The sequence below is a fragment of the Burkholderia sp. KL41 genome, assembly GCF_057005415.2.
This window is the reverse complement of record NZ_CM189268.1, coordinates 415,684-438,987: the sequence shown is the minus strand read 5'-3', so window position 1 is coordinate 438,987 and position 23,304 is coordinate 415,684. Positions and strand designations below refer to the sequence as shown.

The window sequence follows — 23,304 nt, the reverse complement described above, 5'->3', positions numbered from 1 at the left end:
TGCGTTTGAAGCCTTCGGCCTGATCAGTCACGACGTAAAAATGGAGCAGAAGATGAGGCTTAAAGACAAGTCGGTGTTAATCACCGGTGGTACCAGCGGCATCGGCCTCGCAACCGCGAAGCTGTTCATTGCGGAAGGCGCCCGCGTAGCGGTGACGGGCCGCGACGAGACGATGTTCGAGCGCGTGAAGGCCGAGCTTGGCGAGCATGCGCTCGTTCTCAAGGGCGACGTCCGTTCGCTCGACGACATGCGGGCGATTGCCGCCGAGGTCAAGGAGACGTTCGGCGGCCTGGATGTCGTATTCGCGAACGCGGGCTGGGCGTTCCCGTCCGCGGTCAACGACATCGACGACGCGCTCTATGGCGAGATCATGGACATCAACGTCAAGGGCGTGGTGTTCACGCTTCAGGCGGTGCTGCCGGACCTGCGGCCAGGCGCCTCGTTCATTCTCAATACATCGTTCGTCGCACAGACCGGCAAGCATGGCATCTCGTTGACCGCGGCAGCGAAAGCCGCCGTACGATCGCTCGCCCGCAGCTGGTCCTACGAGTTTCTCGACCGCAAGATCCGCTTCAACGCGATCGCGCCCGGTGTGATCGACACTCCGCTGCTCACCAAATGGGGCATGCCCGACGAATGGGTTCGCGAGCGCAAGGCCGAATTCGCCGAAACCATTCCGGTGGGTCGCATGGGCCAAGCCATGGACATCGCGTACGCGGCGCTCTATCTCGCCAGCGACGAATCGTCGTATGTCGTCGGCACCGAACTGGTCGTCGATGGCGGCGCTTCGCAGCTTTAAGCCTGCGGCGCGCGATGCCTGAGCCAGGCACGTCATCCGGGCTCATCCCCATCCCGATCTCACGTCCGCCACGCCGTTCGTCGCGGCGGCCATTCAATCCGGCCCAATCTGGTTGCGCTCGCAGAGGGGCCGAAGTGCAAGGAGAAACGATCTTGACCGACCGTAGCGAAGACAATGCTTCCGGAACACCGCTCACGAGAGCGGGCCGTTCGCGCCGCGATGCCCTCAAGCTGGGGGGCGCCGCCACCCTCGGCGCCATCCTGGGCGGCAGCGCGTTGCTCACGCACACCACCCCTGCTCTTGCGCAGGCCGGCAGCAAAGGCGAACTTGCGCCGAATGAACCGCTCAACATCCTGATCGTCAATTACGACGGCGGGACGCTGCTCGACTTCGCCGGCCCCAGCGAGATCTTCCATCGGCTGCCGAATACGAACGTCCGCTACGCGAGCCTCGATGGCGGCAACGTGACGCTCGAATTCGGCGTCGTGTACGGCAAGACCGAGCGGCTGGCCGACATCGACAAGACGGACGTGCTCCTGGTCCCCGGCGGGTCCGATTTGACGGCGCCGATGCGACCCGCGTATCAGGCGCAGATCCGGCGCCTGGCGGAAAGCGCCAGGCACGTTACGTCGGTCTGCAACGGATCGCTCGTGCTGGCCGCAACGGGCGTGCTCAAGGGCAAGCGAAGCGCGTGCCATTGGGCCTTCGTCAACAAGCTGGCCGAATATGGCGCGATTCCCGTTCCCGACCGCTTCGTGGAAGACGACAACGGCCGGTTCATGAGCGGCGGCGGCGTGACGGCGGGCATCGACTTCGCGCTTCGCGTGGCGGAGAAGCTGCGCGGCCGACAGGCGGCCGAATTCACGCAACTCGTGATCGAATACGATCCCGCGCCGCCGTTCCACTCCGGCCATCCGAGGGACGCGCGGCCGGAAGTCGTCGCGATGGTCGACAAGGAACTGCCCGGCGCCTCCAGGGGGCTCGCACGCATTCCTGGCGTTCGATGAAACATGGGCCGGCAATGCGCGCGGGCCGTCTGCAGGCCTCGATGATCACCGGCTCCGGCATTGCCTGCCCGCCCTTTAAATTTTCGCAGTCCTCTCAATTCGAGCTATAACCGGAAATCACCCGATGCAACAGAATCGTACTTTCGCTACCGCACTTGCAGCAGCCTGCGTCACCTTTTTCGCGTTTGCAACGCCGGCATCTGCCGGTAGTTCGCAACATCCGCCCGAAGCCGCCATCAAAGCCGAGAATGCACGATGGGCGGATGCCTTCGCGCGAGGAGACTACGAAGCAATCGGTCACCTCTATACCCGCGACGGCACCCTCTTGCCGCCCGGCGGCGACAAGGTAACGGGAGGCCGCGCGATCACCGAATACCTCACCAAAGGGTATGGCGGATCGAAGCCTGTCACCGTATCGTTCAGCAACTACGAGTTCTACGGCAACGACCGGGTCGTGACCGAGGTTTCGGATACGGAGATCCATGACCACGACGGAAAGCTCAAATACCGCGGCAAGCAGACGCTCGTCTTTCTGAAGCAAGGCGGCGCGTGGAAGCTGCATCGCGACATGTGGAACGATTACGGTCCGCTGCCGACGAATGACCAATGAGCATCCGGCGAAACGGATCATGACCTGCCCGAAGCACGACTGATCCGTTAGACGGACATTCATGGGCAGTGCGCTGATCGGCCGGCAGCCGATCAGCGCACGCCGTTCGATCGGCTCTCGCGTCGAATCGCTTGCGGCGGGTGCCCATGCAGTTTGATGAAGGCCCTGCGCATCCGCTCCGGATCGGTGAATCCCACCGCCAGCGCAATCTGTTCGATCGGTTCGCTACCACTCTGCAGGCGCAGCCGCGCCGCTTCGACTCGCAGGCGCTCGACCGCCTTGGCAGGTGTTTCACCGGTTTCCCGGCGAAATGCGCGTCCGAACTGCCGCACACTCAATCGTGCGGCATCGGCGAGCCGTTCGACGGGCAACGCTTCGGCCAGGTGCTCCCGGGCAAAATTCAGCGCGATGCGGATCCGGTCCGATTCCGGCTCCATCTGCGACATCGCCGAGAATTGGGACTGGCCGCCCGGTCGGCGATACGGAACGACCAGATACCTGGAGACGGCACGCGCAATCTCCGCACCCATATCCCGTTCAATCATGCCGAGCGCCAGGTCGATTCCGGAGGCGATGCCCGCCGACGTCCAGATGCGGCCCTCCTCGATATAGATACTGTCGCCTTCGACCCGCGTGCGCGGGAAGCGCGACTGCAACTGGGCCGCGTACAGCCAGTGCGTCGTGGCTCTCACGCCGTCCAGCAAGCCGGTTTCCGCCAGCAGAAACGCCCCCGTACACACGCTTGCCACCCGTGAGGCGCGGGCGCCGAGTTTCCTGGCGGCGGCGATGTTCTCCGGAGCCCGCATCGGCTCGATCTCCCCGCCCACGAAAATGACGGTGTCGAACGTGCGCCGTCCGATCGGCCGCGTTTCGATCGAAACGCCCGTATTGCCGGGAACCGGGCCGCCGGACTGCGAGATGACCTGGAGATCATAGGGCGTGTGGCCCGCCGCAGTGGCCACCTGATTGAAGGCCGACAGCGGCCCACCCAGATCGAGCACATCGTAGCCACGGCAAACGAAGAATCCGATTCGATGCATGACGAAGTCGTTAACTGAAAACCCGGAAAGTCGCATTTTATCCGGAACCCTCAAATAACGACATGCCGCCTGAAACGAGGGAAAAACGTCCTTTACGCGCCGATCGTTTGTCCGTATGTCCAATCGCCGATATCGACCCGGCCGGGGCAAGAGCGCGGCCCACATCACGCCGTATTCACGCTCTGCCACTACATCGGCGACACACGACACACACCAGCCAAATTTTGCTTTGATATACTTCGCCGCCCCATTCTTCACGTTCCCGCGGACTTATGACTGCCGCACAGTCGGACAACGCATCATCGGATTTCATGCCGGCCGACCTCAGGCAAAGCGTCGTCACGCAGACGTTGCCGCACTCACAGGTCAGCATCAGTCGGCTGAAGACATCTCGCAGGGATATTGGCCGAACCGCGCCATACGAACTGGAAGACGCCGATCTCGTCGTGTTGCAATTGCGCGCGTTCGGCGAACAGGAATTGTGGCTCGACGGACGTGTCGCTCGTTTCGTCCCTTATCAAGCAGGAACCGTCACGATCCATGACCTCGATCGCAGATGGGTTTCCGACCTGAAGGGAACGTTCGACTGCATCCATTTTCACCTCCCCCGCCGAACGCTGGAGGAGACAGTCGATGAACTCGGGGGCAGGCAGCGGCCACAGCTTTACCTGCCACCGCATTTGAGCAAGGCGGACCCGATCATTCATCGCCTGGGCCAGGCCCTGCTCCCCGCTTTGGCGCAGCCTGGGCATGCCTCCCAGCTCTTCGTCGACCACGTCGCGCTCGCCTTTCAGGCACATGTCGCGCGCCAGTACGGCGGCGTCAGCGAGCGGCGGGAGAAGTCGACGGGCAAGCTCACGGCGTGGCAGGAACGAATGGCGAAAGGGTTTCTTCTCGAGCACCTGACCGGGAACGTCACGATTGCCGATGTCGCCAAAGCGTGCGGCCTGTCTCGCGGCTACTTTGTCAAAGCCTTTCATCAGACGACCGGGTTGCCGCCCCATCGCTGGCTGATCAATCAGCGCATCGAGCGCGCAATCACGTACATGCGCACGTCATCCATGCCGCTGCACATGATCTCGGATATCTGCGGCTTCGCGGATCAGAGCCACTTCACCAGAACATTTACGCGCGTCACCGGCGTGTCACCGCGTCGTTGGCGCGCGGACAACATCTGAGGCCCCCGCGATACTCATCGCATCCCCGCCCGGGCATCCTGCCCGGCACGCACGCTGCCCGTTCGGGCAAAATCGGACACCTTCAGCGAAACCGTATCGGCTTTCGCATTCGAGCGCGTCTTCCGGGCGACTGCCAGGATCGGGGCCAGATGCTCGTAAAAGCATTCGAGCTGTCGCGCATCCGATGCCAGTCGTTCGAGGTCGCATGCCTTCTCGAGAATCAACCGGGAAACATGAAAGCGCTGAAGCCCGCGGCCGACCCGAGCCTGAAACACGACGCCATCGCTGCTATGCGGTACCCCCGCCCACACAAGCGAACTGCGGTCCATGAAGCCTCCGAACATTCTTAATCGTCACATCAATATGCCAGCCATCTCCGACGCTGCATATTTGTATTTCAAAATTGTGGCGCGCGGCACATCGGCATGTTCGCGTCATCCGGATATTGCGCTGCAGCAAAAGTGCTCGTAGACTGGGTTCGCGCATCCGATGTAGCTGCCCTGCAGTCGCCCCATGACGGGAGAGCACGCCATGACGACTTTTTCATCAGCACTGAATCAGGCACCCCCTGCCCTCCACGTGTTCCAGCAGGACGGTGGCTGGCACTGGGGTATCACCGTTCCTCGTCCCGCGGGGTCCGGCTTCAAACTGATCGCATTCAGCCACCACATCTTTTCCACTGAAGACACGGCCCAGCACGACGGCGCTCGAGCGTTGGCGTCCATCGTCGCAAATGACGTGCATTGAACCTCGCGGATCGGGACCCCATCACGTTTCCCGATTCGGTGGTATCCGAAACCCGCGAGCAAGGGAAAACGGAAATCACGGCTGCCGCCGGCAAGGCGATTGCGAAAACCGAGGGCGCCGGAGAAACCGCCATCGCGAACACCGCATGACCCGCGATGAACGCAGGGCGATTTTTTATCGCATCACGGCAGATAAGGCGTGATGTTCGTCAGCGCACGGGAAACGTACTCATCCTTCTCCCCGACCGGCGCGACGTAATGCAGTGCGCTGCGCGCGGCTTCCTCGCCCTCGAGGCGCGCGATGATCCACGCGGCCAGGTATTGCGAAGCAAAACAGCCGCCAGCCGTTGCGACGTTATCTCGAGCGAAGAACGGCTGATTGAGGACTTCGACGCCCGCCTCGACTACCCAGGGTTTGGTCGTGAGGTCCGTACAGGCCGGGATGTTGTCGAGGAAGCCGAGCCTGGCCAGAACCAGCGTGCCCGAACATTGGGCACCGATCAGTTGCCGGGCGGGATCGAGTTTCAACTGCTCCATCAGCGTCGCGTCGTTGACGACTTCCCGGGTTCGAATGCCGCTCCCGACGATGACGGCATCCGCCGTGCAGGCGTCGGCCAATGTCGACTGCGCCTGCACGGTCACCCCGTTCATCGATGTGACGAAATGCTCCGGGCATGAAAGCGTGACCCGCCAGTCGGGCTTCTTGATGCGATTGAGCACGCCCAGTGCGATGAGGGAATCGAGTTCGTTGAAGCCCTGAAAGGTCAGAATCGCGATGTGCATGGGGTGCCCGTGTCTGAAGTCCGTCGGTGCATATTGCCAGATCGCCGACGCGAACGGCCTGGCGTTACGCCGGATTCACCCCGTCGATGCGACCTCCTTGAAGCTGCCGGCGGGCCCCGAACCGCCCGTCAGGTTCAATGACCGGCGTGACTCGTCCCGACACGTCAAGGCTGCCGCTTGCCACGGCCGCCGGCGGGTTTGCCGGCCGGCTTGCGCGATCCCGCAGCCGGCTTGCCCGCGGGTTTGCCGCGCGGTTTCTGCACGCTGAACGGGCTGCCGATGGTGTAATCCGGTTCGTTGCCGGCCGGCTTTGCGTGCGCCGCCGCAGGCTTGTGCCTGCTTTCCCCACCTTGCGCTGGCGGGCGCGGCTTTTTACCGGCCACCGGCCTGGCGACGGGCGCCGCCTGCTGCACTTTGGGCTTCTTCGGCTTTTTGGGTTTCTTGATGATCTGACCCGTCGCGCTGGTTTCCGGCACGCGGTGTTCGGCCTCGAAACCCGGCTCTTCTTCACGGCGCAGCGTTTGCCGGATCAGCGCTTCGATCGCGGCCAGTTGCGGCGCTTCGTCGGCACACACCAGGGACACCGCGACACCGCTGGCGCCCGCTCGCCCGGTACGGCCGATCCGGTGCACATAGTCTTGCGCGACGATCGGCAGATCGACGTTGATCACCAGCGGCAGATCGTCGATATCGAGCCCGCGCGCCGCCACGTCGGTGGCGACCAGCATCTGGACTTCGCCCGTCTTGAAGCGCTCCAGCGCGCGCAAGCGCGCGGGTTGCGGCTTGTCGCCGTGGATGGTGTCGACCGCATAACCCGCTTCGTCCAGCATGGCCGCCAGGTAATCCACGCCGTTGCGCGTCTTGACGAACACCAGCGCATGCTCCCACTTGTTCTCGGCCACGAGGTGCATGAAGAGGTCGGGCTTGTTGCGCTTGTCCACCGGCACCACCCACTGCTTGATCTTGCTGGCCGTGGCGTTGGGCGGGCTGACGCTGATGTTGACCGGGCCGCGCAGAATGCTCGCCGCCATCGCGCGGATCTCGTCGCTGAACGTGGCCGAGAACAGCAGCGTCTGGCGCTGGGCGGGCAACGCGGCAAAAACGGCGTTCAGTTCGCGCGCGAAGCCGAGATCCAGCATGCGGTCGGCTTCGTCCAGCACCAGCGTTTGCACCTGATCGAACTGCACCGCGTTCTGGCGATTGAGATCCAGCAACCGGCCCGGCGTGGCCACGAGCACATCCACGCCCTTGCGCAACTTCATCATCTGCGGATTGATGCTCACGCCGCCGTATGCGGCCAGGAATCGCAGGTCGAGGCCCTTGCCGTAAGCGATGAAGCTTTGCAGCACCTGTTCGGCCAGTTCTCGCGTGGGCACCAGCACCAGGACGCGCGCGCGGTTGCTGGACACCGCCGGGCCGTGCTGCACCAGCCGCTGCAACAGCGGCAGCGCGAAACCCGCCGTCTTGCCGGTGCCGGTCTGGGCGCCGGCCATCACGTCCTTGCCGCCGAGCACGGCAGGAATCGCCTTGGCCTGCACCGGCGTAGGAGCCTGGTAATTGAGGTCCTGCAGGTTACGCAGCAAGGGATCGATCAGGCCGAGCGAGGCAAAAGACATGGACGTATTCCGGGCTAAAACCGCAATTCTAGCGGTTGCCGGGCGGATCAACGCCCGCCGCGCCCGGCCGGACGCCCGCGACGCGGAACGACACGGCAAACCGGAAGCCGCCACGGGGGCAAAGCAAAAAGCGATTCCAGCCTTGACCTGCGGCGGGATTCTGTAGCCAATCAGGCAGTGAGTCTCGCGTCGATATTATCGGAATCCAGTCAGGCTCGACGGACCGTGGCCGGAGGTTGGTAGCGATGAGCGCTGTGGAGCCGGCGTTCGGAAAAGAAAAGCGTGCTTTCGAACCTCCAGGAACAGGTAAAGCAACTGGGAATTACGCAGCAAGAAATCCTCAGCGCGTTGGGCTACATCGGCAGCCAGAAGAAAAAGCACAGGGCGCCGGCAAAGTATTACGACCCGAAGTCGGGCAAATCGTGGTCCGGCTACGGCCCCAAGCCAAAGTGGATCGAAGGCAAGGATCTCGACGCGCTGCTGGTCGATCGTGGACAACCACAGCCCTGGTGGCCGGAACGCGAGTCGCAATCCTGAGAGATTGCCCGAGCTGGCCTGCGTACCCCGTCGAGATCCCGTTTCCCTGTTCTAGACGTCGATGTACGACGTCGATTGCGACGCCACGAGTTTCGGCGGCGTCGGGCATGCGCACACGCATAGATCGTCGCTTAACGCTGCCTGCCGGCCATCCGGTCCGGTCGTGGAAATCCGCGGGCCATCGGTTGAAATCTTTCCGACCGTCTTGCAGACGGGACACCAGACCGGATCATGCTCGTAGGCTTGCTCTCGGCCGCCGATCATATCCGAATGGTCCCCGCCCTGGACAATGCCGCCCACCGTCGTCGTGTCGCCTTTCACGATGTCGAAGCGTCGCATGGCGGCCCCGTTTAGACCGCGCCCGGCCGCAGATGCAGACTGTTCAACAACGTCTCCCAGGTTTGCAGCGCGCCCGCCTCGTCGACCGGCGAGGTCGCCTCTTCAGGCGACAAGTTCGGGCTGCTCGCGCCGAGCAGCAATTGAATGGCCGTATGCGGCTTCGCCAAGGTGCTCGGATCACCCGGCGCAAGCAGGTAGAACCGATAAGATGTAACTTCGCCTTCCTTCAACGCGAACAGCACTTCCTCGGCGTCCATACCGGCCACTGTGCGCTTTCCTTGTCGCAAGATCCGGTAGCTCCCGTTCGATATCTGGTCCATCTTCGCGCGTAGGTCCGGAAGCGTCTTGGTCAATGGCTTCCCTTGATCTTGATTCATCGACTTTCGCATCTCGATGACAAGCAATGCCGGCCGTCCGGGCAGCAATGCAAACGACTGACTTACCTCTTCGGGATAAGTCGAAGACCCGGCCACAATCCCACCATCGAAGCAAAATCCCGATTCTGATGGGACAGACCAATTGTCGCGTGCTTTTATCCGACGATACAGATCACTGTATACGGGTTCAAATTTATCCAAGCCACTGGATCCAAACGACCCCTTAGTATGAAATAGCGTTTTATTTTCGTAAACATACCCTTCGGAATCATATGGCAGCCTCACGCCTTCCGTGTAGGCATTTACATACACAAACGCCTTCGAATTTTCGCGCGGCGCAATCTCCCTCTCCAACCATACGTGACCCAGCGGCTTGTTATTATTGCCCGGATCAATTCGCTTGCTCGTCTTTAATTTTTTTTCAAGAGCAGCTACTGTTTTTTGATATACCTCAATCGAAACGTCGTGTCGTGTCTCGAGACTATCACCGCGAAACTCATATCGTTGGTTTGTAATCTCACTTCCTGCAGGGCGATCGAATACAAACCGGCCGATACACCACGCACGCGGCTTCAACAGCAAGGGATTCGTCATTGTCGGCTCGTTAGCAAATGTCATCGGGCAGGTGCAAATGCCCACAATCAAGATCATCAATCGATATATTCGGCTCAAGATTTCGGCTCCGGTGCGTCCTGTGATATCTGGACGATACTATAGAGCAAGGCCCATCGTGCCCAGGGGTGGTTATAACTTTCCTGATGCACGTAGCCACCTTGATCAAACATCATCTGTACGCCCGTTGCTGGCCCGCCGTCTGCACTCCTCGCGGGCGCTTCCGCTGACCACACTGGCACGGTACCGTCCCCCGGTACGATGCCGTTCTTTTCCGGATCCAGAACGTCACTTCCACTCGGCAGAACCGGTTGTTTTTGCACTTCGAACTCGATGGTGACGTTGCGCGAATCTAGATGAATTCGCACAGTCCCGCGATGAGAGTCGCTCAGAAGCCGCCCAGCACGGAGTTCGTCCTCTGTTACATCAGGTGGTACGTTTCCTTTCCATATAACGGTACCCCATGCCAGCAAGTCGCCTATTTTCTTTCCCTTCTCGATTTTTTGGCTGTCGTGACCGCTGCCGGGACCGACCTGATTTTTTTGCTTAAGCACGCCATCGCCATAGGACAGATACGTCTTACGATGATATTTTGAACGGATCGCATTTTGCTTCTCGACGACCTTCTCCATTAATTTGGTAAAATTTTCCGAAACCGTTTCTCCTCGCCCTAAATCGTCCAAGCGATCTTTGACAATTCCGGCCGGATCTAGCAATGAAGATGACTCCGCCGGAACTAAGCCAAACCATTTTGAATTGGCATAGACATCTTGGTACACCGCCCCCTTACGGGGCAACTGCATGACGGGTGTCCCGTTGAGATGCGAGAAGATCCACCAAGGTTTCTCGTTGTGGTAGTCCGGCATCGGCAGCAGTTCCAGGGGACCAGGCGCATTCGCCGCCACTGCAACAAATTCGTCCGCGTTGCTGCCGAGCAGCGCGCCGTTGATGAACCCGTTCAGCAATCCCTCATTGCCGCCACCCGTGCGAAATCGTTTTGCCGCGATCGGTGCGCCGGTCGCCGGCAGCACGTTGTGGAATACGCCGTGCATCAAACCCTCTGCACCGTGCATCGCAACTGCCATACGGGCAACCAGGCCGCCCATCGAGTGGGTGAGAATGATCGCCTTGCCGCTGTCGTTCTCGGCGATGATCTCGTTGATCCCCATCAGCCGCGCTTTCTTGCCGCTCTTCTTGTCCGTGAACGTCAATCCTTCGATCACGTCCTTCGCCGACTGTTCATTCGACTGCAGCCAGTTGTAGCCGATCGCATAGACCCGGTAGCGGTACTTCAAGAATCGTTTGAAGACTTCCGAGTCTTCGGTGATCGCCTGCCCCCGGCCTTGCTCACCCACGCCCGTCGCACCATAGTCGGCGGGCTCGGTGCCCAACAAGGGCTTGAGCGTCCAGTCCTTGCCGTCAGGATCGGTCTCGATCCACGCGCCTTTGTTCTTCCCCATGCATCGGGGCTCGTTGAGCTGCTCCTCGAGCCAAGCCAGCATCGGCTGGTAGCTCGACCGGTAGACCGAGCCCCAGCCACGTCGGAGTGCCTCGGCTTCGTCGACATACTGGTCTTCGCTATCGTCCTTCTGGACCTTGCCCGCACGAACAGGTCCGAGCGGTGTCACGATTGCCTTGGTCGGGTCGTATCGCGTCTCTCGCGTGGATGCGCCCTTGAACCACATGCCGAGCAGCGCCGGCAGTGCCCCAAAGTCACCCAACATGCCGTCCGTGTTCGGTGGGAAAAAGATCGGGTCCCCGGTCTCCTTGTTGACCAATGGGGAGCCCATCACGCCCGGCAGGAAGATCACCGGCATGATCGGACGGACGTCGCACAGCAACTCCTTTTGCCGCGTATCGCTCGCCGGCGTCAACGTGAAGTGCCCGACCGACGCGCCGTCCTTGTCCGTGCGGCTGGTCACCCGCACGACATCCTGTTCTGCACTATCGCTGAACGGCGAACCGCCGGCGGAATCGTTCGTGTTGTCAGTCATCGTCGTTGTTCTATTTCGCGTGTCGGTTGTCGAATTCACTCAGCAGGACCGCTCGGCCGGCGCCGTAATGCGCGTACCGCCAGCTTCTCGATATCCTCGCTCTTCTGCTCGGTGATCTGCCCCAGCTCGTCCGTCGTCCCGGACAACTTTGTCCCGTCGCCACGAATCAGCTCGTACGGATGGTTTTTCAGCACCTCGCCGGTGATGCGATCACGCAGTACGTACGGGTCGTTGAACTTGGCCGTTGGCATGCTGTTCATTCGCTGGGCCACCGAGCTCGGCCCCAGCCGACTGAAGGACGCCGACTTGATCGTGCGGCCGGCTTGCGTGCCGTCCTCGATCCCGGACGCCGACCACTGCGTGTACGATCCGCCGGCCTTGATCCAGATCTCGTCGGCATCGAGCACGATGCGCTTGGCTTTCACGTTCACTTCTTTCCCGGCGTTCACGCGCACGTCGTCGGTGTGGGCCGAGATCTCGACCTTCCCTTTCGCAGCAAACAGCTTCATGCCGGCCTTGTGAACGAACAGGCTGATCTTTTCCGCGGCCGCAACGATCAGTGACTTCCCGCTTCCCAGATGCGTGTTCTCGCCACTGATCACGTTGACTTCCTTCTCGGCCACCACGTGGGCCGAATGATCGGCGATAGCGGCAAAGTCCGCGGGTGTCGCGATGACGATCACCGGTTTCGCGAATCCGTTGGCGTTGCCGGTACCGCCGCCGGCAGTGACCCCGCCCGAATTTTGGCCCGACACCGCCTGCTCCGCGTCCTTGGCCAGCGCTTTTAGCGCGTCCTGACCGGCTTGCAACGATTCGGCTTGTGCTGTCGTGCTGGCGCTCGACAGCGATTCCGCCAGCATCCCGGCTTTCTGCAATTGCGTACGGGCTTCTCCGACACTCATCTGTTCGTCGTCGTAGGCTTTCCGATGCGTGCTGATCGACAGCCCCTTGCTCGCTCGGACCGCGCCGTATTCGTCGGCGTGCAGCACGAACCCCTGCCCCAGATAGCGGCCACGCGTATTGCCGTCCTGCTGGATCAGGTAACCCTGGGTCAGCGCTGCATAGCTCTGCCCCGTGTAGCTGATCAGTCGCGTGCCGCCTTGGTTCGTGGCGTCGTCGTGGATGAATGCGTTATACGCTCCGGTTTTGCCGAAGCCCTGCGACTGAAACCCCGACAGCAGCACATTGGTGTGCCAGGGCGCAGGTGTCGTGCCACCGCTGACGCGGCCCAAGATGAAGGGCTTGTCACAGTCGTTTCCCCAGTAGCCTATGAGCACCCATTCGCCCGCGCGGGGAACATGCACCCCGCCGTAGCCGTTCCCGGTATCCGCCTGCATCGACGAAAGCAGGGGCGAGGCATTGAACGCACCTGGCAGATTCTTCCTGTCCCATGCGAAATGGACACGGACCTGATTGCGTTCGTTTGACCACGCTTCGAATCCTTCCTGCGTGACCACCAGCGCATGCTCGATCGGCATCGCGGGCTTCGGATGCTCGAAAGGGCTGCGATACTCCAGACGCGCGTCCTGCGCTTCGACTTCAATCACGTAAAAGCCGGTTGTTCCGTCCTCGCCATGACCCGGAGTCGAGAAGCGTGCGCCGTGGGCTACCTGCTGTTCATCCAGTGTCGCGCGCAGACTCAGCGGAAATTCCGCCAACGGCTGGCCGATCGGCACATTGTTCTCGATGAACCAGCGCGCTTCGACCACCAGGAAGGTCCGCGCATCGCTGTCGTGTTCCGGATGGCGTGGATGGTCGTTCAAGACGAAGCGCGATCCCGCATCGAGCCAACGCAACCCTCCAACCCCGAAGTATCGGCGCGCTCGCGCGTCCCAGCCCTGTACACGCCTGCGTGCACGCGCTTCGCCACTGCTCTCATCGGGATAGCCGTAAGCGGTCGGCTCATAGACCGTCATCGGCGCAGCCGGTATCGATTGTTGCTCCGCCTGATGGCGACCGTCGTCGGCCGCGTAGCCGACCGACTGGAGCGCACTGGCCACTTCAAAGCGAGCGGTCGGGCGCTTGTAGTCGAACGAACTCGATTCGTATCGCAAGCTCTGCATCGTCTGCATGGCCGCCCAATGCGCAAACCCGCTCACTACTTCACCGTCCCCGGCATCGCGAACAAAATCGGCTGCCTTCGGATCCGGCAGCGCGGCAACCCGGTCGACGATCACCAGTGTGGTCTTGGGCGTCTCGCCGTTACCGACCGGATCGTGGACCCAGTAGCAATACCAGCCCTCGTCTTCGAGCAGCCGATGGAAAAAGTGCAGATCCGTCTCACTCTGGCGGCACCACGAACGCACTGCCGGTTCGCGATTCAGGTCGAAGCGGAAGTTGCCATGCAGCTGCGGATAGCGATTCAGGATCTCGGAAACGATTTCCTGCGCACTTTGTTCGGTCCAGCCTTCGTCGTTGTGGGTGCCGCCCAGGAATACCAGCGCCGAGGAAAACTCGAGCTGGTACGTCGACAGCCCACCGTCCCCGCCGAGGTAGCCGACTTTGTGTACAAAGCCGTGGATCGGCCGATAGACCGCGTCGGCGAAAGGGGCACCGGGCTGTTGCAACCAAAGCGTCACTGGCTGATGCATCAGCGAGAGCAGCGCCGTATCGTCGCGCAGGGACGCGACATCGATCGTCCAATGGTAGTCGCGGCCAATCCGCGCCGAACCACGCGCGCGCAGCGGGATCAGCGCGTTTTGGCCGAGCGGCGTGTCCAGTCGCAACAGCCGGTTGTTCTGCAATAAGCCCCGATGGATCGCGTTATAAAGCTCGCGATATTTAAACTCCCCCGGCGCGGATGGTCTAAGTACCATTGTTCTCTCAGGATCGTTTTAGAGTTTTTCTTCGAAAGTGCGACAACGCTTGCTCGCGCGTGTCTAGTCGCGGCGCATCATCATCGCTCCGTTCTCACGACCGGATAGTGAATTTTTCGTGTCTCGATGTGGCACGTCGTAATGATCGCCCGTACTACGATTGGTCGCACCGCACTCACATGCAACACTCACATACAGCTGCATAAACAAACGTCTGGGAACTCTAGCGCCATACCCCTAACGCTTCACCGTCATAATTGCAAACGATCGCGCTATTGTAATTTTACGATTCTTCACATTGCAATTCATTATCGATACCCTTTGCTTTGCAAGTTGATAATATTAATCTCGCCGACAAATATAATTTCACAAATCAGTTAACAAAGTCACAGTTCCGATTTGATCTTGTTTCTTCCTGTTTGCCCCGCTTAGTACCGTGACGTCAGCCATTGCCAAGGGTCATCGCTGATGTTCGGCGAGTCGTTGTCTACCCCCGGCCTGCGACTCGATTCAGCCGTCGGCGCCTTGCGTCGATGGCTCTTTCTCTCAAGCTTGCAAACACCATGGCGCACTTCGACCATAACAGGGATGCAACGCTGTGCACCCGGAACACCGTTCGTCAAATCAGGGGAATCGATGCACGATCACCTCGACCTCGTTTCACACGCGCTTCTCGATGTCATTGGACGCGAATTTCAGGACGGACGATTTACGATCGAACAATGTGCCGCTCACCTGCATCATCCAGCAGAGTTGAATCGCATGCACGCGCGGATCCAGATGGCCATTCGATTAGGTTTGATCGTCCGGGACGGCACAGGCAAGGGCCACGGCTTCCGGCACGCGCCACACGCATGGGAGCCGGTGCGTCGCCGGCTTGAAGAATGTTGAGAATCGTTATCGTGACTTTCGTTTGCCCGACGAAGGGATAAGATGCGTGTGACGCACTTCTTTGCGTTTGGCTCCCTGAACCGCATAGCTCACTTGCGGCAGCAATAGCAAATGGTTCTCGATCGCCCGTCCTGCCCGGCCCCAGCCGATGCGTCCCGACGCCCACCGCCGTCGTCAATTGGCCAAGCTGCCACAAACGCTGGATGGCCTTCCAGCCGTTTGCCGCGAGGCATACTTGCCGTGTCGCGTGCGCCGGTTCAGCATCGAACAGGCGGCACGCTCGTTCGGGCTCGAGCCGGCCGTCGTGCGCACCTATCTCGTACGGGCGCAACGCGCCTGCCGCGCAGCCTTGGGCCTTTCGCACAAGTCGTTAGGTTGAACTGCTTTCTTTACGCCGCCGCTCGTACAACCATCCTGCAACTCGAAATCCTGCCGTATCAAAAGACGCCGTCCCATCGAACGGCCACGATACGAGCGATAGATAATCGAGAGCACGAAACAACGCATTGCTGGCCAGAAACGGCCGGTCATTGTTCAATCTTTGATCGCAAAGTCCGATTATGCGTTCCCTGTTTATCTGCACACAAAATCGACTGCGAAGCCCAACAGCCGGCATGCCCGTTACGCTCGATTTACTTAATGAAACTGAGCGACCAACATGGTCCGCTTATCCGCGCCACTTTGCCAGGGCAGTTGGATTGAATATTCTCAACTTAGAGGCCAGTTCAAAAAAGGCTGCTCGATACGCCTGAAGATATTCCAACAGACAAGCGAGCAACCTAGTTTCAGGAATGCTTCGTGAATGTCAGCCTGTCGCTCGAAGCGAGTGCGTAGGCGACGAAAACTGTGGAACCAGGAGTGAGTGCGTTCGACCATCCAACGATACTTGCCGAGTCCGTTGCCGTGTCCGGTCCGGCGCTTCGCGATCACTGGCTGGATACCGCGATTGCGCAGGGCTCGCCGATGCCGCTCGGAGTCGTGGCCGCGATCGGCGTAGACCACGCGAGGCCGTTGAATCGCTCGATGCTGCCCCGTCACGAAAGCCGGGTGATAAGCTCGATGCCGGCGCACTGTCGTGCTTCGACTCGCATCGACACGCCCGGAACCCTGACCCTACGACCGCAACGAGCCACCCATGCCTCTCGCCCCGTCCGTCCTCTCCGCGTTCACGCCTACCGGCAAGCTGCGCGCGTCGATCAATCTCGGCAACCCGATCCTCGCGAACCGCGACCCCGAAACCGGCGAACCGTTCGGCGTGTCGATCGACCTCGCGCGCGCATTCGCCGAACGCCTGTCGGCCGAGCTGGAACTCGTGGTGTTCGACACTGCGGCCAAATCGGTGCAGGCGCTGACCGACGAGCGTGCCGATTTCGGTTTCTTCGCGGTCGACCCGCTGCGCGGCGAAACGGTCGCGTTCACGGCGCCGTACGTGCTGATCGAGGGGTTCTATCTCGTGCGCGACGCGTCGCCGATCCGCACGAACGCGGACGTCGACCAGCCTCACAACCGCGTGACCGTCGGCAAGGGCAGCGCGTACGACCTGTTCCTCACACGCGAGCTGAAGGCCGCGCAGATCGTGCGTGCACCGACGTCGCAAGCCGTCGTGCAGACCTTCGTCGACCAGCAGCTGGAAGTCGCGGCGGGCGTGAAGCAGCAGCTCGAGGCCGATGCGGCGAAAACGCCCGGCCTGCGCCTGCTCGACGAACGGTTCATGGTGATCCGGCAGGCAATGGGCGTGCCGAAGAGTCGCGGCGAAGCCGCCGCGGCGGCACTGAACGCGTTCGTCGAGGAAATGAAGGCGTCGGGCTTCGTCGCGGATGCGCTGCGACGGCATGGCATCACCGGCGCATCCGTCGCGCCGCCGGGTTGATCGAAAGCGGCCCGGCAGCATGACCGGCGGCGGCAAGCCGTCGCGCGGCGCGTGACCGTCGGCGCGCTGCCGTTCAAAGGCAAACGCAACGATCCTCAGAACCGGTACGTCGCCCCCACCTGCGCAAATCGCCCGACATACGTATAGAGCGATGAATCGTAGCCGGTCGGCCCCGCCATCCATACCGGATCGAACGGCGGCTTGCGATTGAAGAGGTTGTCGATCCCCGCGTACAGCGTCCAGTGCTTGAATCCCGTATAGCCGATCATCAGGTTGAACTGGCTGTACGACGCAACGCCATCCGCCATGCCGGGGTACGTGCCCGGCGCGAGAATGGCCTGCGCGTAAGGGCCGACATAGAGCCAGCTCAGGGTCGCGTTCCACTGGTGATGGTTCCAGCTCAGGTCGGTGTTCCCTTTCCAGCGCGGCGAACTGCCGCCGAACGGCTGGTGAAGTGCGCCGTTGTTGCCCGCGTAATCCCTTTCCACGCCGCCAACCGGCATCTTGAAGTGCCACATGTACGCCCAATCGCCGGACAACGTGAAGGTACCGATTTTCGTCGCGACCGTCTGGCGGAACGTGGCCTCGAAGCCGTCGGTGTCCAGCGACGACAGATTGCGATACGGCAGCGTGACATAGGCGATGCTTCCGTTGGCATTGCGAACCACCTGTGAAGGATCGTTCTGATTGACCACGACCTGCACGTCGTCCGTGCCGATCACGTTGTCGATGTGAATCTTGTACCAGTCGAAACCGATATCGGTGGTACGCGTCGGCGAGAACTGGAAGCCGACGTTATAGTTTTTTGTGCGCTCGGGCTGCAGGCCGCGATTGCCCGCGCGAATTTCCTCGACGATGTTGTACGAACCCGGATTGTTCGGATCTCGCGCGTCCACCACGCCCTGCGAGCCGAACGTCCGCGACGACGTGTTCTCGATCAGCGTCGGCGCACGGAAGCCGCGATTGTACGAACCGTACAACGTGAATTCCCGCACCGGCTGAAAACGCAGCGCGAACCGCGGCGAAAACGCGCCGCCGAAGTCGCTGTAGTGATCGTAGCGGCCCGACTGGCTGAACGTCAGCGTCTTCAGCAGCGGAATGTCGAGCTGATAGTAGACGGCCGCGACGTTGCGCTCGCCGTCGACGGACTGGATCGACGGCGACGTCAGCTGGCCGCTCGCCCAGCCCGCTCCCGTGCCGATGTACTGGCTCTGATGCATGAATTGCGCGCCGAGCCCGAGGCCCACGTTGCCCGTCGGCAGCCTGAACAGGTTCGGGCTCGACAGCGTCGCATCCAGCACGTCGAGCTTCGTGATCGCCTGGTTCGACGTGCTCTGGTAAAGGCCGTTCAGTCCGTTCGGCGTCGCGGACGGGTTGGAGAAATCGAACGTGCCGTTCCGGATGATGTTCGTCAGCGCGCTGGCGCTCATCTGGTTCGAATAGTTCTGCGAGACCGTGTCCTGCGAATGCGCATACGACGCGCTCCAGTCCCAGTCGCCCGCGGACGGCACCGCGAACGTTCCCTTCACGCCCGTCGCGGCGCGCCAGTAATTCGAACTGACATGCACCGACTGCGACGCCGGAAACGCATAGCGCAACTGCGTCGGCACGCCGAACGGATTGTAGGGATTACCGGCCGGCACGACGTTCGATACCAGCGCAACGCTGCCCGTCGCCGGATCGTAGGTCTGCGTACTGGTCGTCAGGCGGCCGACGCCCCGGTTCGCGACCGTCGTGTTGTTGCTCTCCCACAGATCGGCGAACGCCTGCATCGCGTCGTCGATCCTGAACTCGCCGTGCAGTTTCGCGCTCAGGCGCTCGGTCCACGGCGAGAGCGACGACGCGCCTGCCGTGTTGCGCTGGCAGATCGTGCCGCCTGCGCCGAACGATTGGGAATTCGCGTTGCCGGGTGCGACCTTGCCGCCATACGCACAGGGGTCGAGCGGCACGTTGCCGTTCGCTCTCGCCCAGTACGACGTCGACTGGTTGGACAGGCCGCCGGGATAGTTCGAGAAATTCTGGTTCTCCGTCATGTTCCGGTCGGAAGCGAGCACACCGTTGTTCTTGTAGTAGCTGAGCGCCGCCGTCACGTTGAAGCGATCCGCGTTGATGTCGCCGAAGCCGCCCAGCAAGCCGAACCGGGTCGTGCCCGCGCCGCCGCCGCCGTTCGTCGCGCCGCCGTAGCTGCCGGTCAGCTCCAGGCCCCGATAGTTCTTCTTCGTGATGATGTTCACGACACCGGCGACGGCATCGGAGCCGTACTGCGACACCGCGCCCGTCTTGACGATCTCGATCCGGTCGATGATGTTGAGCGGCAGCGTGTTCAGGTCGAAGAACTGATCGGTGCCGTTGGCCGCGTACGCATACGGGGCGGCGCGCTGGCCATCGATGAGTACCAGCGTGTATTTTTCGCTCAGCCCGCGCAACGCGATCCCCGATCCGCCGACCGCGAAGTTGGCCGTCGCGGTCGAGCCGTCCCCCCAGCTGCTCGATGAATTGGCCGTCACGCTGCGCAGATAGTCCGCGACCGTCGTATGGCCGCTGTTCACGATGTCCTTCGCCGTGATCGTCTGGACCTGGTTGAAGCCGACCTTGTCCGCGCTGCGGATCAACGACCCCGTCACTTCGAAACGCTTGACCGTCAGCGCGTCGTGCGCGCCCGATGCCGGCAACGCCGGCGCCGCGGGCACGGCCACTGCCGACGCCGGCGCGCCGGGTGCCGGCTGCGACTGCGCCCATGCGGACGCTCCCGGTACCGCCGTGGACGCGCAGAACCACGCTGCGGCAATCCCCCTCACCACGCTTTGCTTCATCTTTTTTCCCGCCCACAATCGCCGGCCTGGCCGCGCGTATTCTTTAAACGGTATCTGTTTAGATATCCGAATTCATTTTCGAAATGCAGATCGTTCCGGCTTGACGAGGTGTCTGCCACGTTTCGTGGCACCGTGCCCGATTTCACGTCATCCCGGGTCGCATGGACGCCGCACGGGAATCGCCCGCGGCGTCAGGTCGACGCTGCCTGGAAAAGCACGCATGCGCGAGCGCGCCCCGCGCGATCGAGGCCGCGCGCCTGTCGGGCAAGACGACGGATGCCCGGCAACCGCCCGGACATCCGCCTGCTATTGATGGGAACCCGTTCGCGCGACGCTCCGCGAGCGATGCGTATGCGGCAGCCGGTCAGTCGATGGCCACCGCCACCGACTCGCGCGACAGCACGTGGTACAGCGCACCGGCGGCGAGGATGATGGCCGCGAGCGCCAGCATCAGCGTCTGGTAGCCATGCCGGAAATCGTCGACCTGCCGCATCAGGAAGATGGCGAACGCAATGCCGCTCGCGCCGCCCACGTTGTGCACGGTCCACGACGTGCCCATCGCCACGGCCGCCTTTTCGCGCGGCAGCGCACCCAGCGCCACCAGCGTCGAGGGCCCGAGTATCGCGCCCCAGCCGATGCCGAACAGCAGCAGCGGCACGATGAACCAGGCTGCGTCGGGTTGCCCCGCGACGATCGACAGCAGAATCGACGCGACGACGAACAGCGACAGGCCGGTCACGATCACCCGCGACGGGCCGAGCCGTTCGCTGCGGCCGCCGATCCAGGACGACGCGATGGAGAACGTGATGGTCGCCGGCAGCAGATACAGCCCGATGGTGATGTCGCTCTTGTGGAGCTGGGTCGAAAAGAAGATCGGCAGGGTGAGCAGCACGATGCAGTAGAAGAACGCGAGAAAGAACGTCGCGAGCAGCGCGGACAGGAACCTCGGTTCGCGGAAGAAATGAAACTCGACGATCGGGTCGCGCGTGCGCAACTCATGCCAGACGAACAGTGCCAGCGCGACGAGCGACACCGGCAGCAACCAGAGATTGAGCCCGCCGCCGTCGACGGACAAATAGCTGACGAGCGTGGTCAGGCCGACGACCAGCAGCAGGCACCCCGTCACGTCAATGCGCTTGCGCGCCTGCGCCTTGAACTCCGGTATCGCCCAGGCGCAGAGCGCCAGGCTGATCGCGATGAACGGAATGTTGATCAGGAACGCGTCGTGCCAGTCGAGCGCGCCGGCGAACAGGCCGCCGATGATCGGGCCGAGCGCCAGCCCGACGCCGTTGGCGCCGAACAGGATCCCCAGCGCCTTGCCCTGTTCGTTCTCGTCGAACGTATAGCTGACGATCGCGCCCGATACCGTATACAGGATCGCGCAGCCGATGCCCTGCAGGAAGCGGAACCCGACCAGCAGCCAGAACTGATGCGCGATACCCGCCAGCAACGAAGCCGCGCCGAAGACCACGAGGCCGACGATCAGCAGCTTCTTGCGGCCCAGGTTGTCGGCCAGCGTCGCAACCGGCACCATGAACGCGGACAGCGCGACCATGAAGATGGACGTGATCCACTGCGTCGTCTGGATCGGGATCGAAAAGTCGCGGCCGATCGCCGGAAGAATCGTGTTGACGACCGTGAGATCGATACATCCCAGGAAGCTCGCGATACAGATGCCGGTCAGCCCGACGTATTTCCGAACCTTGCTCGATGAATTAGTCATGCGCCAGTGCCTCGGTTTCCTCGTCTGCGTGCGACTGCGATTTTTTCTTGAACTTGACCGCCAGCCAGTTGGCGCGGGCATCGCTCCCGTTCTGCACGAAAATCTCGCGGGTCTTGCTCATCGCGGCGGTCATCTGCTTCGGGTAGATGATGAAATCGATGCCGTCCCGCGCCCACATCGGCATGATGATCGGGCATTCCTCGAGAATGTAGAAGAGCGAGCGATAAAACGCGTCCTCGTGTTCGCGGGTGCCCTGCACGAGCCCGTTCCGCTCCGCGAACACGCCGATGGTGTCGTTGATCGCGTAACGGTATTCGGGATTCGAGTAGTACTCGTTCGTGATCAGATGGTAGTACTGCGAATAGTCGTCGCGGCGCAGCAGGTCGTCCCATCGCAGGATCTCGCGCCGCATCGACAGCTTCGCGAGGGTTCCCTCGTGGTCCCGCAGCCACGCGTCGCCGCGGTCGCGGCTTTTCTGGTAGTTGCTGTGCGCGGAGCCGGTCGCATAGTTGTGGCGCTGCAGCGTATCGGCCACGCCGATCACGCATTGCCCGAACCCCGCCACGTTGATCTTGTCGACGGTCGCCGCCAGCTTTTCGCCTTCGTGATATTCCTTGCCGACGCTGATCAGCAGCAGTGCCGTCTTGCCGACGTACTCGTGTGCCTGAAATTTTCCTTGTGCCTGCAATGAAACCTTGTACATGGTCAGCTCCAGTAAACTAAGGGTTCGGTAACGGATTTGATGCCGACGAAGGCACTCAACGTGACCCGGTCGGTGCCCCGGACAGGGCGAACCGCGTGGATGAAACGCGGATTCAGGAAGATCAGGTCGCCCACCTCCGGCTTGATCACCAGGTCCGGCGCGCCCACCTGCTCGCGGCCGATCCCGTAATGGCGATCGCCCTTGAGCGCTTCGTATTCGCGCGCATCGGGTGCGACGCGCCAGAGTTCCAGCTCGCCCCCGTGCGGCGGCACCTGCAGATAGATGTTGGCCGACAGCTGATACTGCAGCGCCCATCCGGTGCATGCCGGCAGCGTCCATTCCAGGTTGTCGATGTGCGGCTCGAGATCCACGCCGGGCGTCAGGTAGCGGCACACGCCGACGAAGCACTTGCTCCCGTCCACACTCAGCAGCCGTGCCCCTTCGGGCCACGCGTCGTCGAGCAACGTGCGGAACCGGTCGACCGGCGACGCCAGCTCGCCGAACAACGTCCGAACGCGCTCGATGTTGGCGCGCGCATGCCGGTGATACGCCTGCCGCACATCTTCGGATCGCACCTCCGCGTACGCGATGCCGAGCCGCGTAAATTCGGCTGCGTGACCCAGCGCGCCCCGGTCGGGATGGGCGAACAGCTGCTCCTCCGCTCGCCGGACGACCGCCGGCGGCGTGAACGCACGAATGCGTATCGCGAGCGCATTGCCTCTGCACAAATCGAGAATGTGATCGGCGCACAGCGACGTTTCGTCGACGTCGATCACTGCATGGTCAACCTCTGCCGGTCGGTTCATGGCGTGATGGAATGAAGGAGTGAAGGAAGTAAGGGAGCCACGCG

General features: G+C 61.8%; 22 protein-coding genes and 1 pseudogene. 10 read left to right on the top strand and 13 right to left on the bottom strand.

The features are described from left to right. Positions 1-52: 52 nt before the first annotated feature. The 3 genes from PQB87_RS36005 to PQB87_RS35995 all read left to right on the top strand — a co-directional run bounded on the left by PQB87_RS36005 (position 53) and on the right by PQB87_RS35995 (position 2,416). Complete coding sequence (locus PQB87_RS36005) at positions 53-799, top strand: SDR family oxidoreductase (RefSeq protein WP_489245175.1); 747 nt, start codon at positions 53-55, stop codon at positions 797-799. A gap of 134 nt (positions 800-933) precedes the next feature. Next, positions 934-1,806 (top strand): DJ-1/PfpI family protein, encoded by an 873-nt coding sequence (locus PQB87_RS36000; protein WP_436407272.1) that lies wholly within the window; start codon positions 934-936, stop codon positions 1,804-1,806. Positions 1,807-1,930: 124 nt separating this feature from the next. Continuing rightward, on the top strand, positions 1,931-2,416 hold the full coding sequence (locus PQB87_RS35995) for a YybH family protein (RefSeq protein ID WP_059688260.1): 486 nt from the start codon (positions 1,931-1,933) through the stop codon (positions 2,414-2,416). Positions 2,417-2,508: 92 nt separating this feature from the next. Here the strand turns inward: PQB87_RS35995 and PQB87_RS35990 are convergent, their stop codons facing one another. Beyond that, positions 2,509-3,456, bottom strand: a complete 948-nt coding sequence (locus PQB87_RS35990; protein ID WP_060372640.1) for a GlxA family transcriptional regulator — start codon at positions 3,454-3,456, stop codon at positions 2,509-2,511. A gap of 272 nt (positions 3,457-3,728) precedes the next feature. On the opposite strand from PQB87_RS35990, the gene PQB87_RS35985 reads away from it, so the two are divergent. Then, positions 3,729-4,634, top strand: coding sequence for a helix-turn-helix domain-containing protein (locus PQB87_RS35985; RefSeq protein WP_489245035.1), 906 nt, complete (start codon positions 3,729-3,731; stop codon positions 4,632-4,634). 14 nt (positions 4,635-4,648) lie between these two features. On the opposite strand, the gene PQB87_RS35980 is transcribed toward PQB87_RS35985, so the two are convergent. After that, positions 4,649-4,963 carry a hypothetical protein gene (locus tag PQB87_RS35980; RefSeq protein WP_059688291.1) on the bottom strand — a complete coding sequence of 105 codons (315 nt, stop codon included), beginning with the start codon at positions 4,961-4,963 and terminating at the stop codon, positions 4,649-4,651. A gap of 202 nt (positions 4,964-5,165) precedes the next feature. On the opposite strand from PQB87_RS35980, the gene PQB87_RS35975 reads away from it, so the two are divergent. Then, positions 5,166-5,381: a hypothetical protein gene (locus PQB87_RS35975; RefSeq protein WP_059688292.1), complete on the top strand. Its 216-nt coding sequence runs from the start codon at positions 5,166-5,168 to the stop codon at positions 5,379-5,381. After that, a complete protein-coding gene (locus PQB87_RS35970; protein ID WP_489245033.1) occupies positions 5,378-5,530 on the top strand; it encodes a hypothetical protein in 153 nt (50 codons plus the stop codon). Before PQB87_RS35975 ends, PQB87_RS35970 begins: the two co-directional genes overlap by 4 nt. Before the next feature lie 33 nt (positions 5,531-5,563). Here PQB87_RS35970 and PQB87_RS35965 read toward each other — a convergent pair whose 3' ends face one another. Further along, complete coding sequence (locus PQB87_RS35965) at positions 5,564-6,163, bottom strand: DJ-1/PfpI family protein (protein WP_059485583.1); 600 nt, start codon at positions 6,161-6,163, stop codon at positions 5,564-5,566. Positions 6,164-6,327: 164 nt separating this feature from the next. After that, the gene (locus tag PQB87_RS35960; protein ID WP_048027318.1) at positions 6,328-7,779 is read right to left on the bottom strand and encodes a DEAD/DEAH box helicase; all 1,452 of its coding nucleotides are present in this window, start codon (positions 7,777-7,779) and stop codon (positions 6,328-6,330) included. Between the two features lie 252 nt (positions 7,780-8,031). Here PQB87_RS35960 and PQB87_RS35955 point away from each other — a divergent pair, with 252 nt between their 5' ends. Further along, positions 8,032-8,316 carry an H-NS histone family protein gene (locus PQB87_RS35955; protein ID WP_226219624.1) on the top strand — a complete coding sequence of 95 codons (285 nt, stop codon included), beginning with the start codon at positions 8,032-8,034 and terminating at the stop codon, positions 8,314-8,316. A gap of 51 nt (positions 8,317-8,367) precedes the next feature. On the opposite strand, the gene PQB87_RS35950 is transcribed toward PQB87_RS35955, so the two are convergent. The 4 genes from PQB87_RS35950 to PQB87_RS35935 all read right to left on the bottom strand — a co-directional run bounded on the left by PQB87_RS35950 (position 8,368) and on the right by PQB87_RS35935 (position 14,454). Continuing rightward, positions 8,368-8,655, bottom strand: coding sequence for a PAAR domain-containing protein (locus PQB87_RS35950; RefSeq protein WP_081075941.1), 288 nt, complete (start codon positions 8,653-8,655; stop codon positions 8,368-8,370). An 11-nt stretch (positions 8,656-8,666) separates the two neighbouring features. Then, the gene (locus PQB87_RS35945) at positions 8,667-9,626 is read right to left on the bottom strand and encodes a T6SS immunity protein Tli4 family protein (RefSeq protein WP_489245031.1); all 960 of its coding nucleotides are present in this window, start codon (positions 9,624-9,626) and stop codon (positions 8,667-8,669) included. 74 nt (positions 9,627-9,700) lie between these two features. Continuing rightward, positions 9,701-11,638: an esterase/lipase family protein gene (locus PQB87_RS35940; RefSeq protein ID WP_489245030.1), complete on the bottom strand. Its 1,938-nt coding sequence runs from the start codon at positions 11,636-11,638 to the stop codon at positions 9,701-9,703. A gap of 35 nt (positions 11,639-11,673) precedes the next feature. Further along, positions 11,674-14,454: a type VI secretion system Vgr family protein gene (locus PQB87_RS35935; RefSeq protein ID WP_489245028.1), complete on the bottom strand. Its 2,781-nt coding sequence runs from the start codon at positions 14,452-14,454 to the stop codon at positions 11,674-11,676. A 636-nt stretch (positions 14,455-15,090) separates the two neighbouring features. Between PQB87_RS35935 and PQB87_RS35930 the strand changes: the two genes are divergently transcribed. Both PQB87_RS35930 and PQB87_RS35925 read left to right on the top strand, forming a co-directional pair. Further along, the gene (locus PQB87_RS35930) at positions 15,091-15,345 is read left to right on the top strand and encodes a hypothetical protein (protein WP_233345120.1); all 255 of its coding nucleotides are present in this window, start codon (positions 15,091-15,093) and stop codon (positions 15,343-15,345) included. 148 nt (positions 15,346-15,493) lie between these two features. Next, positions 15,494-15,724 (top strand): sigma factor-like helix-turn-helix DNA-binding protein, encoded by a 231-nt coding sequence (locus tag PQB87_RS35925; protein WP_366919934.1) that lies wholly within the window; start codon positions 15,494-15,496, stop codon positions 15,722-15,724. 329 nt (positions 15,725-16,053) lie between these two features. Here PQB87_RS35925 and PQB87_RS35920 read toward each other — a convergent pair. Then, positions 16,054-16,362 (bottom strand): annotated as a pseudogene (locus PQB87_RS35920) (transposase); the annotation flags it as partial. A 118-nt stretch (positions 16,363-16,480) separates the two neighbouring features. Here PQB87_RS35920 and PQB87_RS35915 point away from each other — a divergent pair. Continuing rightward, positions 16,481-17,215, top strand: a complete 735-nt coding sequence (locus PQB87_RS35915; protein ID WP_059710605.1) for an ABC transporter substrate-binding protein — start codon at positions 16,481-16,483, stop codon at positions 17,213-17,215. 95 nt (positions 17,216-17,310) lie between these two features. On the opposite strand, the gene PQB87_RS35910 is transcribed toward PQB87_RS35915, so the two are convergent. The 4 genes from PQB87_RS35910 to PQB87_RS35895 form a co-directional block, all read right to left on the bottom strand. Further along, positions 17,311-20,028, bottom strand: a complete 2,718-nt coding sequence (locus PQB87_RS35910) for a TonB-dependent receptor (protein ID WP_111941329.1) — start codon at positions 20,026-20,028, stop codon at positions 17,311-17,313. 364 nt (positions 20,029-20,392) lie between these two features. After that, a complete protein-coding gene (locus PQB87_RS35905) occupies positions 20,393-21,751 on the bottom strand; it encodes an MFS transporter (RefSeq protein WP_181523069.1) in 1,359 nt (452 codons plus the stop codon). Further along, positions 21,744-22,454 carry a hypothetical protein gene (locus PQB87_RS35900; RefSeq protein ID WP_059688272.1) on the bottom strand — a complete coding sequence of 237 codons (711 nt, stop codon included), beginning with the start codon at positions 22,452-22,454 and terminating at the stop codon, positions 21,744-21,746. The genes PQB87_RS35905 and PQB87_RS35900 overlap by 8 nt, the downstream gene beginning before the upstream one ends. Positions 22,455-22,456: 2 nt before the next feature. Beyond that, a complete protein-coding gene (locus PQB87_RS35895) occupies positions 22,457-23,230 on the bottom strand; it encodes a 2OG-Fe(II)-dependent halogenase WelO5 family protein (RefSeq protein WP_489245027.1) in 774 nt (257 codons plus the stop codon). Between the last annotated feature and the right edge of the window lie 74 nt (positions 23,231-23,304).

Bases quoted from the DNA above. Each gene is read 5' to 3' on its own strand.
- PQB87_RS36005 (WP_489245175.1), top strand. From the start codon at position 53: ATGAGGCTTAAAGACAAGTCGGTGTTAATCACCGGTGGTACCAGCGGC.
- PQB87_RS35995 (WP_059688260.1), top strand. From the start codon at position 1,931: ATGCAACAGAATCGTACTTTCGCTACCGCACTTGCAGCAGCCTGCGTC.
- PQB87_RS35990 (WP_060372640.1), bottom strand. From the start codon at position 3,456: ATGCATCGAATCGGATTCTTCGTTTGCCGTGGCTACGATGTGCTCGAT.
- PQB87_RS35985 (WP_489245035.1), top strand. From the start codon at position 3,729: ATGACTGCCGCACAGTCGGACAACGCATCATCGGATTTCATGCCGGCC.
- PQB87_RS35980 (WP_059688291.1), bottom strand. From the start codon at position 4,963: ATGGACCGCAGTTCGCTTGTGTGGGCGGGGGTACCGCATAGCAGCGAT.
- PQB87_RS35975 (WP_059688292.1), top strand. From the start codon at position 5,166: ATGACGACTTTTTCATCAGCACTGAATCAGGCACCCCCTGCCCTCCAC.
- PQB87_RS35965 (WP_059485583.1), bottom strand. From the start codon at position 6,163: ATGCACATCGCGATTCTGACCTTTCAGGGCTTCAACGAACTCGATTCC.
- PQB87_RS35960 (WP_048027318.1), bottom strand. From the start codon at position 7,779: ATGTCTTTTGCCTCGCTCGGCCTGATCGATCCCTTGCTGCGTAACCTG.
- PQB87_RS35950 (WP_081075941.1), bottom strand. From the start codon at position 8,655: ATGCGACGCTTCGACATCGTGAAAGGCGACACGACGACGGTGGGCGGC.
- PQB87_RS35945 (WP_489245031.1), bottom strand. From the start codon at position 9,626: ATGACGAATCCCTTGCTGTTGAAGCCGCGTGCGTGGTGTATCGGCCGG.
- PQB87_RS35940 (WP_489245030.1), bottom strand. From the start codon at position 11,638: ATGACTGACAACACGAACGATTCCGCCGGCGGTTCGCCGTTCAGCGAT.
- PQB87_RS35935 (WP_489245028.1), bottom strand. From the start codon at position 14,454: ATGGTACTTAGACCATCCGCGCCGGGGGAGTTTAAATATCGCGAGCTT.
- PQB87_RS35930 (WP_233345120.1), top strand. From the start codon at position 15,091: ATGCACGATCACCTCGACCTCGTTTCACACGCGCTTCTCGATGTCATT.
- PQB87_RS35925 (WP_366919934.1), top strand. From the start codon at position 15,494: ATGCGTCCCGACGCCCACCGCCGTCGTCAATTGGCCAAGCTGCCACAA.
- PQB87_RS35915 (WP_059710605.1), top strand. From the start codon at position 16,481: ATGCCTCTCGCCCCGTCCGTCCTCTCCGCGTTCACGCCTACCGGCAAG.
- PQB87_RS35910 (WP_111941329.1), bottom strand. From the start codon at position 20,028: ATGAAGCAAAGCGTGGTGAGGGGGATTGCCGCAGCGTGGTTCTGCGCG.
- PQB87_RS35905 (WP_181523069.1), bottom strand. From the start codon at position 21,751: ATGACTAATTCATCGAGCAAGGTTCGGAAATACGTCGGGCTGACCGGC.
- PQB87_RS35900 (WP_059688272.1), bottom strand. From the start codon at position 22,454: ATGTACAAGGTTTCATTGCAGGCACAAGGAAAATTTCAGGCACACGAG.